At 65.4% G+C, this 14,655-nt stretch carries 8 protein-coding genes; 4 read left to right on the top strand and 4 right to left on the bottom strand.

All coding sequences use genetic code 11. From position 1 onward, the window contains the following. Positions 1 to 49 precede the first annotated feature (49 nt). The 4 genes from mdoH to GQA94_RS10400 form a co-directional block, all read right to left on the bottom strand. Entirely contained in the window at positions 50 to 2,620 is a 2,571-nt protein-coding gene (gene mdoH / locus GQA94_RS10415) for a glucans biosynthesis glucosyltransferase MdoH (protein WP_158187952.1), read from the bottom strand. Beyond that, a complete protein-coding gene (locus GQA94_RS10410) occupies positions 2,613 to 4,130 on the bottom strand; it encodes a glucan biosynthesis protein G (RefSeq protein WP_158190079.1) in 1,518 nt (505 codons plus the stop codon). Before GQA94_RS10410 ends, mdoH begins: the two co-directional genes overlap by 8 nt. A gap of 289 nt (positions 4,131 to 4,419) precedes the next feature. Beyond that, the gene (bglX, locus tag GQA94_RS10405) at positions 4,420 to 6,711 is read right to left on the bottom strand and encodes a beta-glucosidase BglX (RefSeq protein ID WP_158187951.1); all 2,292 of its coding nucleotides are present in this window, start codon (positions 6,709 to 6,711) and stop codon (positions 4,420 to 4,422) included. Positions 6,712 to 6,896: 185 nt separating this feature from the next. After that, the gene (locus GQA94_RS10400; protein WP_158187950.1) at positions 6,897 to 7,436 is read right to left on the bottom strand and encodes a DUF3087 domain-containing protein; all 540 of its coding nucleotides are present in this window, start codon (positions 7,434 to 7,436) and stop codon (positions 6,897 to 6,899) included. Between the two features lie 255 nt (positions 7,437 to 7,691). Between GQA94_RS10400 and GQA94_RS10395 the strand changes: the two genes are divergently transcribed. The 4 genes from GQA94_RS10395 to GQA94_RS10380 all read left to right on the top strand — a co-directional run bounded on the left by GQA94_RS10395 (position 7,692) and on the right by GQA94_RS10380 (position 14,009). Then, positions 7,692 to 8,240, top strand: a complete 549-nt coding sequence (locus GQA94_RS10395) for a hypothetical protein (protein WP_158187949.1) — start codon at positions 7,692 to 7,694, stop codon at positions 8,238 to 8,240. A gap of 81 nt (positions 8,241 to 8,321) precedes the next feature. Then, positions 8,322 to 9,335 (top strand): ligase-associated DNA damage response exonuclease, encoded by a 1,014-nt coding sequence (locus tag GQA94_RS10390; RefSeq protein ID WP_158187948.1) that lies wholly within the window; start codon positions 8,322 to 8,324, stop codon positions 9,333 to 9,335. A 43-nt stretch (positions 9,336 to 9,378) separates the two neighbouring features. Further along, positions 9,379 to 11,088 (top strand): ATP-dependent DNA ligase, encoded by a 1,710-nt coding sequence (locus GQA94_RS10385; protein WP_158187947.1) that lies wholly within the window; start codon positions 9,379 to 9,381, stop codon positions 11,086 to 11,088. A gap of 179 nt (positions 11,089 to 11,267) precedes the next feature. Then, positions 11,268 to 14,009 (top strand): ligase-associated DNA damage response DEXH box helicase, encoded by a 2,742-nt coding sequence (locus GQA94_RS10380; RefSeq protein WP_233270237.1) that lies wholly within the window; start codon positions 11,268 to 11,270, stop codon positions 14,007 to 14,009. The last annotated feature ends 646 nt before the right edge of the window (positions 14,010 to 14,655 follow it).

Below are 14,655 nucleotides of genomic sequence, written 5' to 3'. Positions count from 1 at the left end.
TTCGCCATGCTCGGGCAGCACCGCGCCGCGCGCACTCTTCGCACGAGCGCTAGCGCTGCACGGTTTCGTCCGCCTCGTTCCAACGGGCTCGCCGGTAGGCATCACGCCATTCCTGATAGCGCGGGTCCTCCCAGACCTGATGGTGCAGCCTGGCCATACCGTCCGGATCGTTGAGCAGGCGCCAACGCGCCGCTTCGGCCGCGCCGCGGGGACCGGCATCCAGAATCTGCCGCATACGCTGCTCGCGCAGCCGCTCGGCACCAGGCACCACCTTGGCGTGCCGCGCCCGCGCCATGCCGCATACCAACGCGTTGTAGATCGGGTCCACCGTCGCTGCGATGAATCCGTCATGCAAGGCGCTCTCCTGATTCTGTCGGGTGTAACGATCGGTCGAAGCCAGCTCCTGAGGCGGATTGAACTCTTCCGGAATCAGGAACAGCTTGCGCCGAAAGGCCGCCAGCCCCAGGCCCGTGCGGCTGGTGATCACCGATACCGGCGCCGACAGAATCAGTGACACCACGATCGGCGCCAGCCACCAGAGGAACGCAGGGTCCAGCCAGGCCACCAGTGCCGTCCAGAGCACACCCAGCAGCATCTGCGAACCGTGTCGGCGCAGTGCCTCGCCCCAGGGCGTGGCGTTGTCGGCGCGCTGCGGTGAGTTCCACTGCACCGACCAGCCGAGGAACGCCGCCGTGACGAATACGGTGTGGAACAGCATGCGCACCGGCGCCGCCAGCATCGAGAACAGGGTTTCGAGCAGCATCGACATCAACAGGCGAATGCGCCCGCCGTACTCCTGCGCGCCCTGAATCCAGATCAGCAGCACGCTGAGCAGTTTCGGCAGGAAGAGCAAGGTCAGCGTTGCCGAGAACAGTGCGATGGCTTCCTCGGGATGCCACTGCGGCCACAGCGGATACAGTTGGTTCGGTTGCAGGAAATACTCCGGCACCATCAACGTGTGAATCGCCAACAGCCCGGTGGACAGCGCCAGAAAGATGAACCAGAGCGGCGCCGACAGGTAGGACATCACCCCCGTGAGGAACACGAAGCGATGCACGGTATGCATGCCCTTGACCAGGAACAGCCGGAAATTCATCAGGTTGCCATGGCACCAGCGGCGGTCGCGCTTCAATTCGTCGAGCAGGTTCGGCGGCAGCTCCTCGTAGCTGCCCGGCAGGTCATAAGCGATCCACACACCCCAGCCCGCGCGGCGCATCAACGCCGCCTCGACGAAGTCGTGGGAGAGAATATCCCCGGCGAAAGCGCCCTTGCCCGGCAGCGGCGCCAGGGCGCAGTGCTCGATGAAGGGTTGGACCCGGATGATCGCGTTGTGACCCCAGTAATGAGACTCGCCCAGTTGCCAGAAATTGAGCCCGGCGGTGAACAGGGGACCGTAGACCCGCGTGGCGAACTGCTGCATCCGGGCATAGAGCGTGTCCATGCCCGATGCCTTCGGCGCGGTCTGGATGATTCCGGCACCGGGATTGGCTTCCATCAGCCGCACCAGGCTGGTCAGGCATTCGCCGCTCATGACGCTGTCCGCGTCGAGCACCACCATGTAGCGATAGCTGCTGCCCCAGCGACGACAGAAGTCATCGATGTTCCCGCTCTTGCGCTTCACCCGTCGGCGCCGACGGCGATAGAAGATGTGGCGGAAGCCATCCACGTCGCGGCACAGCTCCAGCCAGGCCTTCTGTTCGGCGACGCAGGTATCGGGATCGTTGCTGTCGCTGAGCACGAAGATATCGAAATGCTCGATCTGCCCGGTGGCCTTGAGCGACTCGTAGGTCGCACGCAACCCGGCGAACACTCGCGGCACGTCTTCGTTGGCGATCGGCATCACGAGTGCGGTTCGCGCCTCCCGCGGGATCGGCTCGTCACCGAGGGTGCTGGCCGAGATATTGTAGTGATCATGCCCCTTGAGCAGCTGGAAAAAGCCCATCAGCGCCGTCCAGAAGCCCACCGATACCCAGCAGAACAGCAACGCGAACAGCATCAGGATGCTGGTCTGCACCACATAGGGAAGGATCTGGCGCGCCGACTCCTGCAACGGTTGCTGAAAGACTTCCTGCAGATCGATCAGCGCCCAGCCCTGGTAGGGCAGTACCGATTTCATGTGCCAGGTCGCAATCGCGGTCTGCACCAGCATCAGCATGAGCAAAGTCGTTCGGCGGAAGGCCGCAACCTTGCGCCAGCCCGAGCGGTCGATCGACTGAGCGGGCGGCAATTCTACCGTGCGATTCTTCTTGCGCAGCAGCCGCCACCAACTCAGGCGCAGCACATTGGTATGCCAGGGCTCGGGCACCATCCGGGTCCGCACGATTGGCGGGGTGGAACGAATACAGACACGTTCCTGATGATCGCGTGCCAACGCCCTGGCGCGCTCCAGCGTGTCGCCCCAGCCGAGTTTCAGCCGCGCAGCGACCGAACCCAGCAGGTCGCCAGAGCGCCCTTGCGCACCCCCGGCGTTCGACAGCATGCGGGCCAGTACCCGGTGCACATCGTCCAGCCCGCCGCTGGCCTGGTCCACTTCACCGATCAGGACCTGGCGTTGTTCCGCATCGAGCGGTAGCTGGTCGATATAACGGCCGGTGACCGAGGGCTCCGCGGGGTTATTCATGGTTCGGTATCTGGTAGCTCCAGGTTTCGGAAAGCGTCTTCTCGCCTTCCACCAGCGCTGCCCGCAGCTCGACCGGCCGCCTGGGGTCACGCACTTTCAAGCGCAAGGTCAGCCGCCACCCTTCGGTCACCGGGTTATGCCGCAGATTGTTCTCCACCAGCTCGGCGTTTTCGCCGATGCTGACCCGTGTACTGACCGGGGCGTCGGCCGGCAGCTCGGCCAGGTTGGGCCCGACGAAGTCGACGATCAGTGCCGTACTGCCGTCAGGTTGGCGAATGAGGTTGGACTGCTTGACGTCGCCGGTCGACAAACGCGTCTGATCGACCCATGCAAGCGCCGGGTCATGCAGCCCCGGCTCGTCCATGGTGAAGTGCAGCCGGTATTCGAAGTCCAGCGGCGCGCCGGGCTCCGGTCGCTGCTCGGGCACCCAGAAAGCGACAATGTTGTCGTTGGTTTCGTCCGGCGTGGGGATTTCGATCAGTTCGACGCGCCCCTTGCCCCAGTCGCCCCGCGGTTCGACCCAGCCACTGGGGCGCAGATCGTAGCGATCGTCGAGGTCCTCGTAGCGGCCGAAATCCCGGGTGCGCTGGAGCAGTCCGAAACCACGTGGGTTTTCCACGCTGTAGCTGCTGACAGCCAGCCGCCTGGGGTTGTTCAGCGGGCGCCAGATCCACTCACCCGAACCGGTATGGATCGCCAGCCCTTCGGAATCGTGCAACTGCGGGCGGTAATTGAGCAGTCCGCTCGGCTGGTTGGCACCGAACAGGTACATGCTGGTGAGCGCAGCGATGCCGAGCTTCTCCACCGGTTCGCGCAGGTAGACCCTGGCCTGCACGTCGACGGTACTGTCCTTGCCCGGCGTTACCACCATCCGGTAGGCGCCGGTGGCGCGTGGCGAATCGAGCAGCGCGTAGATCACCAGATTGCGCCGGTCGGCTTGCGGGCGCTCGACCCAGAACTCGCGAAAGCGTGGGAACTCCTCGCCGCTCGGCAGCGCCGTATCGATGGCCAGGCCACGCGCCGAGAGGCCGTACACCTGGCCCTTGCCGACGACCCTGAAGTAGCTCGCGCCGAGCAGCGTCATCAGCTCGTCCGACTTGTCGGCCTTGTTCAGCGGGTACAACACCTTGAAACCGGCGAAGCCGAGATTCTCCAGAGCCGCCGGTTCGATCTGCACCTTGCCGAAATCGAACATCTGCGGCTCGTAGCGAATCTCCTCGACGCCCTTGGCGGTGATCTCATTGATCTTGACCGGCACATCGAAGTGCATGCCCTGATGATAGAACTGCAGCTTGAACGGCGTCGGCGCATCGTGCCAGCGCGCCTCTTCGCCGCGAAAGCGCAGTTGCTGGTAATCGGCGAACGCCATGTTGCGAAACACCGGCGGCAGGTTGCTTTGCGGCGCTGCATAGCCTTGCGCCGCCAGTTTTTCAGCCTTCGCCGCCACATCGTCGAGCCCGAATGCCCAGCCATGGCCGGCAACCAGACTCATGCACAGACCCAACGCCATTCCCAGAGCCCGACCTTTTCGAGCGCCTGTTTCGAAATGAAAAGTACGTGACACATCGCCTCCTGAGCTATCACGATTACCGCCGACCGCTGTGCGGCCCGGTTTGCCCTCGTTGGTCTACCGCAGCGGGAAATGATTCCCTGCGCAAACGAGCGGAGCGGCGAATCATCCCATGCCGCACAGACGCCGGATAGCTACCTGAGGAGGACTTTTTCCGGTCGCCGAGCGGCGCTGCACGCCCCAGCCGAACGGGCTGAGGGCGCGGTCCGCAGCAGCCTGCCGACGCAGGTCAGCGCAGGGTGAAACGCGCAGGCTTCACATGCTGGGAGTCCAGCCCGATCTGTACCTCGAACTCTCCCGGTTCGACGACTCGCTGCAGCTGTGCGTTGACCAATTGCAGGTCTTCGTCGTCGAGATCGAAACGTATCTCCCGCGCCTCGCCCGCCTTCAGGGCGACCTTGCGAAAGGCCTTGAGTTCCTTCACCGGACGGATCACCGAGGCCACCTCATCACGGATATACAGTTGCACGGTGGTCGCGCCGTCACGTGGGCCCGTGTTGGTCAGCGTGACGCTTGCCTGCAACCGGCCGCCGCGCGTCATGGTCGGACTCGACAAGCGAACCTCGGACAGATCGAAATCGGTATAGCTCAGGCCGTAACCGAACGGGTAAAGCGGTCCGTTGGGCTCCTCGAAATACTGCGAAGTGTAGTTGCCCGGCTTGCCTTCGACGTAGGGCCGGCCGACCCGAAGGTGGTTGTAATAGGTCGGAATCTGCCCCACCGAGCGGGGAAAGGATATCGGCAGCTTGCCGGACGGGTTGTAGTCGCCGAACAGCACGTCGGCAATGGCGTGCCCGCCTTCGGTGCCGCTGAACCAGGTTTCCACGACGGCGTCAGCGTTCGCCTTGGCCCAGCCGAGGTCCAGCGGACGGCCATTCATCAGCACCAGCACCAGGGGCTTGCCGGTTTCCTTCAGGGCCTTCAGCAGCGCCTGCTGGCTCGCCGGGATCTGCAAGCGGGTACGGCTCGACGCTTCATGGGACATGCCACGCGATTCGCCTACCGCGGCGACGATGACATCGGCCCGCTCGGCAACGGCGACCGCTTCGGCGATCATCTGCTCCGGCGAGCGCGGGTCCTGCACCACCTCGGGGTTGTCCCAATTCAGAAAATTCAGGTACTCGACCATCTGCTTGTCGTCGGTGATGTTGGCACCCCGCGCGTGCAGCAGTACCGCGTCATCACCCAATGCCTCGAGCATGCCCTGGTGCAGCGTGACCGACTGCGTGGCCACGCCCGCCGCGGACCAACTGCCCATCATGTCGATTGGCGAATCGGCCAGGGGACCGACCAGCGCGAGGGTGCCGCGCTTGTTCAACGGCAAGGTCCGGTCGCGGTTCTCCAGCAGCACGATCGATTGACGCGCCACCTCTCTGGCCGCCTTGCGGTGCAGTCGGCTTTCGGCATTGACGTCCGGCGGATCGTCCGCGGCCGAGCCGATCCGTCGGAAAGGATTGTGAAACAGGCCCATGTCGTATTTGGCGCCCAGCACCTCGCGCACCGCGGTGTCGATTTCACCGATCTCGACCTCGCCCGCTTGCACCAGCCCTGGTAATTGCTCGCGATACAGGGAGTCGGCCATGCTCATGTCGATGCCGGCCTTGATCGCCAACCGGGCGGCCTCGCGCCCGTCCCGGGCCACACCATGACGCATCAGTTCACTGATCGCGCCGTGATCGCTCAGGACCACCCCGTCAAAGCCCCAGTCGCGCCGCAGCAGATCCTGCAACAGCCAGGTGTTGGCGCTGGCTGGCACGCCGTTGATGGCGTTCAGCGCGACCATCACGCCGCCCGCGCCCGCGTCGATGGCAGCGCGATACGGCGGCAGGAAATCCTGGTGCATGCGCATCGGACTCATGTCCACCACGTTGTAATCACGCCCGCCTTCGACCGCCCCGTAAAGAGCGAAGTGCTTGACGCTGGCGGTCACGCTGTCGGGCGCGGCGGGCGAATCGCCCTGGTAGGCGCGCACCAGCGTGCGCGCAATCTGCGATACCAGGTAAGGGTCTTCGCCAAAGCCCTCCGAGGTGCGCCCCCAACGGGGGTCGCGAGATATATCGACCATGGGGGCAAAGGTCATGTCCAGGCCGTCAGCGCTGGCCTCGATGGCAGACACGCGTCCGCTGGTGGCGATCGTGTCCAGGTCCCAGCTCGACGCCAGGCCGAGCCCGATGGGGAAGATGGTCCGATGGCCGTGCACCACGTCGTAGGCAAAGAAGATCGGAATCTTCAACCGGCTGCGCAAGGCGGCTTCCTGCATCGGGCGGTTGTCATGGCGAGTGACCGTATTGAAGGTGCCACCGATCTGACCCGCTTCCAGCGCGTCGAGCATACGCGGACGCGGCATGTCCGCGCCGATGCTGATCAAGCGCAACTGGCCGATCTTTTCATCCAGCGTCATCTGTTCGATGAGGTTGGCGATGAACGCGGGTTTATCATCGAGCAAGGCGGATGAGGGTTCGGCAGCGACCGGCTGCAGTGTCAGCCCGGCGATCAGACCGAGCAGATAAAGCCTTTTCATTGTTTGGATATTCCTTGACCTGCGAGGCGTCTAGGCGAACCACCCGGCGTGGGGACGCGCCGGGTAACGCAATGCGGAGTATGGATACTCCGCCGCGTTACAACCAGCGGTACGGAACGACGCGTCCATGTCCGGCAGCTACCTCCGTCGCGCGCGCTGTGTGGTCGACGGCTGGCGAGCCGGTCTCACTTGGCCGCGGCGAAACGCTTCACGGCACCGAGCCAGTCGTCATGCAAGCGGTTCTGCTCGACGTCCAGGCCGCGCGCCTCCATCGACTCGCGGTGCCGGTCGATCTCGTGTACCACCTCGCTGAGCGATGCGGTGTTGCCATCGAGCAGGTGCATCTGCGTGAGCCCGAGGTGATAGAAACGCAGCAACTTCATCGCCTCGGGGTCCCCCGCCGCCACACCGGCGGTCACGTGGTGCATGACGTTGGTGACGCTCATCAGGCTGCGCTTGAGGCGCCAGCCATATACCGCACAGGCCATCCACGGCTGTTTCCAGTAAACCAGGCGCACCAGCGCGACCGTCAGCAGCAATCCGGCCACGATGCCCGCCGCGTTCCATCGCAGGTTATCGCCATCCGCCACGCCGAACAGCGCAACCGCCAGAGTCGCCAGCCCCATCGCCAGCAGCGCGAAGGTCGCCACCACCACCCAGGTGCTGCGGCGGGTCTGCTGCCGATAGGTTTGCGGGCTGAGCGGCTTGATTTCGAATACCACCATGGTTCGCGATCCTTGGGTTGGACGAATGAAAGAGAGGCCTGCTTGCACTGCATTATCACGCAGCCGGGCATCGGGCAGCTGACGTCGAACAGCATTTGTTACCCCTCGACGCAGCGCGACGGTGATCGCAGGGCCCACGCTTGCCAGTGTTTGCTCACCGCGTCACGGCGGTTGCGGTCACGCTGGCTTTCAACCGCCAAACGCAGCCTCTATGATCGACACATCGGCCCTGCCCAGACAGAAGGACACCCCATCATGAGCCGCTATGAGATCGCGTTTTCCGGTGAGCTCGCACCGGGCGCAAGGCTGGAGCAGGTCGAGGCCAACCTGACCCGGCTGTTCCAGGCCGATGCCCAGCGGATCGCCGTGCTGTTCTCCGGTCGGCGCGTCGTGATCAAGCAGGACCTCGACCATGCCAGCGTCGAAAAATACCGCCAGGCCATGGCCCGTGCCGGCGCCATCGCCGAAGTCCGGCCGATGCCGGTGGAGGTCGAGGAAATCGAACTCGCCCCACCGCCCGAGGCCGCGCCAGCAACAGCCGCACCGGTTACACGGTCCTCTCCGCAGCCGCTGAAGGTGACGCCGCGCGATGAGTACATGGCCGCCTTCGTCGACGTCCAGGCCCCGGACTTCGGCATCGCGCCGGTGGGCGCCGATCTGCAGGATGCCCGTCCGCCGGTGCAGCCTCCAGCCGTCGACCTGTCGCACTTTAGCCTGGCGCCGGTTGGCAGCGACATGGCTGAGCGGCGCCGCGCGAGTGACGCGCCGGTGCCGGATATTTCGCACTTGAAACTTCAGGACTGAGCCACTCGGGCGGATATCCGCCCGAACTCAATTCGCCTCCACAGGCTCCAACGCTACAAGCCCTCAACGTGCCTGTATGCAATGGACCTTGTCGTCGCCCGCCCCGAAGGCCTCTACTGCCCGCCAGGGGACTTCTACATCGATCCCTGGCGCCCGGTCGAGCGTGCCGTCATCACCCATGCCCATGGCGATCATGCGCGCTGGGGCATGGGCCATTACCTGGCGTCCCGCGACAGCGAAGGCATCCTGCGCTCGCGCATCGACGCCGACATGCCCCTGCAGACGCTCGCCTATGGCGAATCGCTCGACCACCACGGGGTCCGGTTGAGTTTCCACCCCGCCGGACACGTGTTGGGCTCGGCCCAGGTGCGTCTCGAATATAAAGGTGAAATCTGGGTGGCCTCCGGCGACTACAAGGTCGAACCCGACGGTACCTGCGCGCCTTTCGAGCCGGTGCGCTGTCACACCTTCATCACCGAATCGACCTTTGGCTTGCCCATCTATAAATGGCCCTCGCAGGCCGAGGTGTTCCGCGAGATCAACGACTGGTGGCGAGCCAACGCCACAACGGGGCGCCCCAGCGTGCTGTTCTGCTACGCCTTCGGCAAGGCGCAGCGCATCCTGCATGGCCTGGATGAAAGCATCGGCACCATCGTGGTCCACGGCGCAGTAGAGCCGTTGAACAAGGTCTACCGCGAAGGCGGCGTTTACCTGCCACCCACCGTCTATGCGGGCGACCTGAAAAAAGGCGACCCGCGACTCAAGCAGTCGATCATCCTTGCGCCGCCGTCCGCCGGCGGCAGCACCTGGATGCGCCGTTTCGGCGATTATGCCGATGCCTTCGCCAGCGGCTGGATGATGCTGCGCGGCACCCGCCGCCGGCGTGGCGTGGATCGCGGCTTCGTGCTCTCCGACCACGCCGACTGGCCCGGCCTGCTCTGGGCCATCGAGCAGACCGGCGCCGAACGGGTGATGGTGACTCACGGCTCGGTGCCGGTGCTGGTGCGCTATCTGCGCGAGATGCGCGGCCTCGACGCCCAGGCGTTCGAGACGGAATACGGTGAAGAAGACGACACGGCTCAGGAGGCCGAATGATGGGCCGGGCATCGAGCCAATGGGCCCAAGGAGGCAGTGATCGATGAAAGCCTTCGCCACCCTCTACAGCCGTCTGGATGCCACCACCTCGAGCAATGCCAAGCTCGCGGCCATGCGTGACTATTTCCGCGAGGCCGACCCCGCCGATGCAGCCTGGGCCGTCTACTTTCTGGCTGGCGGCCGGCCGCGCCAGTTGGTGCCGACCCGTGTCCTGCGCGAGACCGCGATGCAGGCCTCGGGGCTACCGGACTGGCTGTTCGAGGAAAGCTATCAAGCGGTCGGCGACATGGCCGAGACGATTTCGCTGCTGATTCCCGAAGCCCGGCACAGCTCGGACGACGGGCTGGCCGTGTGGATGCAGGACAAACTGCTGCCCTTGCGCGGTCTGCCGCCGGAAGAATTGGCCGAGCGGTTGCCCGCGCTCTGGGCGCAGCTGGACCGACTGAGCCTGATGGTCTGCATCAAGCTGATCACCGGCGCTTTTCGCGTTGGCGTGTCGAAGCTGCTGGTGACGCGGGCGCTGGCCTCGCTGGTCGACCTTGATCCCAAGCGCGTAGCGCAGCGGCTGGTGGGCTACACCGATCTGTCCCATCGCCCCAGCGCCGAAGGCTACCTGGCGCTGATCGCCGACGAATCCGAGCATGAGCACGCACAGCGCGGCGGCCAGCCTTATCCGTTCTTTCTCGCTCATTCGCTGCAGGCGCCGGTGGACGAGTTCGATACGCTGCTCGGCGCGCCGGAGAACTGGCTCGTCGAGTGGAAGTGGGACGGCATCCGCGCCCAGCTGGTCAAACGCGACGGGCAGATCTGGATCTGGTCGCGCGGTGAAGAGCTGGTCAGCGATCGCTTTCCGGAACTGTGCGAGTTGGCCGGCTGCCTGCCGGACGGCACGGTGATCGACGGCGAAATCCTGGTTTGGAAATATGCGCCCGACGCGTCGCCGAACGAGCTGTTCGATGTCCACACAGGCCAGGCGGCGAGTGGCTCCGAGCGATTTGGCGTGCAGCCGTTCGCCCTCTTGCAGCAACGCATCGGCCGCAAGAACCTCACCGCCAAGGTGCTGCAGGACGCGCCCGTCGCGGTGCTGGCCTACGACTTGCTGGAATGGCAGGGTGAGGATTGGCGGCAGCGCCCACTGCGCGAGCGCCGGCAGCGACTCGAGGCGGTGGTCGAGCACTGCCCCAACCCGCGCCTGATGACCTCACCGCGTGTGGAAGGCAACGACTGGCCGGACCTGGCCCGCCAGCGCGAGGCCTCACGCGCTCTGGGCGTCGAAGGCATGATGATCAAGGCGCTCGCCGCGCAGTACGGTGTCGGCCGGACCAAGGACGTCGGCGTCTGGCTGAAATGGAAGATCGACCCCTATTCGGTCGATGCCGTATTGATCTACGCCCAGCGTGGCCATGGCCGCCGCGCCAGCCTTTATACCGACTTCACCTTTGCCGTCTGGGATGGCGAACCGGGCGATCCCGAGCGCAAGCTGGTGCCCTTCGCCAAGGCCTATTCGGGCCTGACCGACGAGGAGATGCGCAAGGTCGACGCCATCGTACGCAAAACCACCGTGGAGAAATTCGGCCCGGTGCGCAGCGTGACGCCGACGTTGGTGTTCGAGCTCGGCTTCGAGGGGATCGCGGCCAGCAGCCGTCACAAGAGCGGCATCGCCGTGCGCTTCCCGCGCATGTTGCGCTGGCGCCACGACAAGCCGGTCGATGAGGCCGACTCCCTGGACACGCTCAAGGAGCTGCTGGGATGAGGCAATCACCCGACCCATCCTTGCGAACCAGGACGCGACGAAATACGCAGAAAACGCCAGGCGAGTCCGAGCCCGACCTTCAGGCCAGAGAAAGCCGAAGCCCCGTCACCAAGCCCGCGACGGAACCGGACGATAGCCTCACTCAGCCAGCGAAAGACCGGAGCGGGATCAAAAAAAGCGTGCGTGACACAGCAGCACCGTCACCCCATGCTGCGATCGAAGGCAAAGCGGCCACGCACAAGGCTGACCGCTCCCCTGTTCCGCGGGCAGAAGGGCTGACGACGAGCGAGGCGTCAGGCAGCGCGGAGCCTGGCCGGGGGACGCCTCAAGAAAGCCGCGGTGCCGCGTGGTTCGCCAGTAGATCCTGGCAGCCGTTCCCGTTCCAACGGGAGGTCTGGCAGGCGGTGCAGAACGGCGAGTCCGGCCTGCTTCATGCCACCACGGGGGCCGGCAAGACCTATGCCGTCTGGCTGGGCGCGTTGAACCGATTCGCCGCTGAGCCGGCAGCGCGTCCAGACGAACCGCAGGCGCAGACCGCGCATTCGGACAAGCCAGCGCCGCTGACCGTGTTATGGATCACGCCGATGCGCGCACTGGCCGCCGACACCGCACGCGCGCTGCAGGCGCCCCTGGACGACCTCGCCATCAACTGGAGCGTTGGCCTGCGCACCGGCGATACCGCCAGCGCCGAGCGCGCCCGGCAGAGCCGGCGATTGCCCAGCGCGCTGGTCACCACCCCGGAAAGCCTGACGCTGTTGCTGACCCGAGCCGATGCGCGCCAGGCCTTCGCCGGCCTGCGCATGCTGGTGGTAGACGAGTGGCACGAGTTGCTCGGCAACAAGCGTGGCGTGCAATTGCAATTGGCCCTGGCCCGGCTGCGCAGCTGGACACCGGAGCTGATCGTCTGGGGCCTTTCAGCAACGCTGGGCAACCAGCCGCACGCCCTGGAGGTCCTGCTGCACCCGGGTCAAGGTCGGCTGGTACAGGGCAAAATCGATAAGCGACTGCTCGTCGACACCTTGCTCCCACCGAGCATCGAGCGCTTTCCCTGGGCCGGACATCTCGGCCTGCGCATGCTGCCGCAGGTGGTCGAGCAGATCGACTCGGCCGCGACCTCGCTGGTCTTCACCAATACCCGCTCGCAGTCGGAGCTCTGGTACCAGGCGATTCTCGAAGCGCGCCCGGATTGGGCCGGGTTGATCGCGCTGCACCACGGATCGCTGGCGCGCGAAGTGCGCGACTGGGTCGAACTGGGCCTCAAGCAAGGCGCGCTGAAGGCCGTGGTCTGCACCTCCAGCCTGGATCTGGGCGTGGATTTTCTGCCGGTCGAACGGGTGCTGCAGATCGGCTCGCCCAAGGGTGTGGCGCGGCTCATGCAGCGGGCTGGCCGTTCCGGCCATGCACCGGGACGTGCCTCGCGGGTCACCCTGGTGCCAACGCACAGCTTTGAAGTGGTGGAAGCCGCGGCGGCCAGGATCGCCGTCGCCGAACGCCGCATCGAGGCGCGCAGCGCACCGCATCGGCCGCTGGACGTGCTGGTGCAGCATCTGGTGAGCATGGCGCTCGGTGGCGGATTTCGCCCCGACGCGCTGCTGCGTGAGATCCGACGGGCCTGGTCCTACCGCGACCTGGAGGACGAACAGTGGCAGTGGGCGTTGGCCTTCGTTCGCCATGGCGGGCATTCGTTGACGGCCTACCCGGACTATCAACGGGTCGAGCCGGACGACTCCGGCCTCTGGAAAGTGCCGAGTCGGCGCGTGGCGCTGCGCCATCGGATGAGCATCGGCACCATCGTCAGCGATGCCAGCCTGACAGTGAAGTTCTGGGCCAAGGGCGGCAGCGGCCGGTCGCTGGGCACGGTCGAAGAAGGCTTCATCGCCCGCCTGCGCCCCGGTGACAACTTCCTCTTCGGCGGTCGCCTGCTGGAACTGGTACGGGTCGAAAACATGACGGCCTACGTCAGCCGCGCCACGGGCAGGAAGGCCGCCGTGCCACGCTGGAACGGCGGGCGAATGCCGCTTTCCAGCGAACTGGCCGATGCGGTGGTCGAACAACTCGGCGCCGCTTCGCGCGGGGCCTTCGCAAGCGACGAGATGCGCCTGGTAGCGCCGCTGCTTCGGGTGCAGATGGATTGGTCGACGCTGCCGACCGAAACCACGCTGCTGGCCGAGGTCATGAAGTCCCGCGAGGGCTGGCACCTGTTCCTCTACCCCTTCGCGGGCCGCCATGTGCACCTTGGGCTTGCCAGTCTGCTGGCCTGGCGCATGGGCCAGCGACAACCACTGACCTTTTCCATCGCGGTGAACGACTACGGTTTCGAGCTGCTGTCGGCGACCGAGGTGGACTGGCAGCGCTGGCTGACCCCCGCGCTGTTCAGTCAGGATGACTTGCTCCACGACGTGCTCGCCAGCCTCAATGCCGGTGAGCTGGCACGTCGGCGCTTTCGAGAGATCGCCCGCATTGCCGGCCTGGTGTTTTCCGGCTATCCCGGCGCGCAGAAAAGCGCGCGACAACTGCAGGCATCCAGCGGACTGTTCTTCGATGTGTTTCGCCAGTACGACCCGACCAACCTGCTGCTGAGCCAGGCCGAGGAAGAAGTGCTGCGTCAGGAGCTGGAAGTCGAGCGCCTTGAACAGACGCTGACACGGCTGCAGCAGCGACACCTGGATATTCATCCGGTCAAGCGCACCACCCCGCTGGCCTTCCCCTTGATGGTCGAGCGGTTCCGTGAAAGCCTGAGTTCAGAGAAACTGGCCGATCGTATTCGTCGAATGGTCGCCGAGCTCGACAAGGCCGCAGGGCCTGGCGGCTATCAGCCGGAGCGAGACGCCGCGATCGCGGTGGAGCGTGAAACCAACCCAAAGCGCAAACCCCGCACGAGCAAGGACGGAACACCACGGCAGAAAAAGCCGAAACCCTAACCTCTCGGGAAATCGCCCCGCCCAACCTGTGCCCCACTTTCCCTGTGGGAGGCGCGCCCTCGCGGCGAACGCGGTCCCGCGACCACCTCAACAGCAACAGCTTCGCCCCGGGGCGGGCCTCCCACAAAGAGCCTGTTCGTACCTCCCCACAGCCATGCGCCTCAACCTTACCTGTGGTAGGCGCGCCCTCGCGGCGAACGCGGTCCCGCGACCACCTCAACAGCAACAGCTTCGCCCCGGGGGCGGGCCTCCCACAAAGAGCCTGTTCGTACCTCCCCACAGCGATGCACCTCAACCCTGCCTGTGGGAGGCGCGCCCTCGCGGCGAACGCGGCCCCGCGGCCACCTCAACAGCAACAGCTTCGCCCCGGGGGCGGGCCTCCCACAAAGAGCCTGTTCGTACCTCCCCACAGCGATGCTCCTGAACCTTACCTGTGGGAGGCGCGCCCTCGCGGCGAACCCAGCCCCGCGGCCACCTCAACAGCAAAAACTTCGCCCCGGGGGCGGGCCTCCCACAAAGAGCGGTGTTCGTACCTGCCCACCGCAATATGCCTCAACCCTGCCTGTGGGAGGCGCGCCCTCGCGGCGAACGCGGCCCCGCGGCCACCTCAAAAGCAGAAGCTTCGCCCCGGGGGCGGGCCTCCCAC

The sequence above is a fragment of the Stutzerimonas stutzeri genome, assembly GCF_009789555.1.
GTDB classification, from domain to species: domain Bacteria; phylum Pseudomonadota; class Gammaproteobacteria; order Pseudomonadales; family Pseudomonadaceae; genus Stutzerimonas; species Stutzerimonas stutzeri_R.
This window is presented reverse-complemented; position numbering and strand designations above follow the sequence as displayed.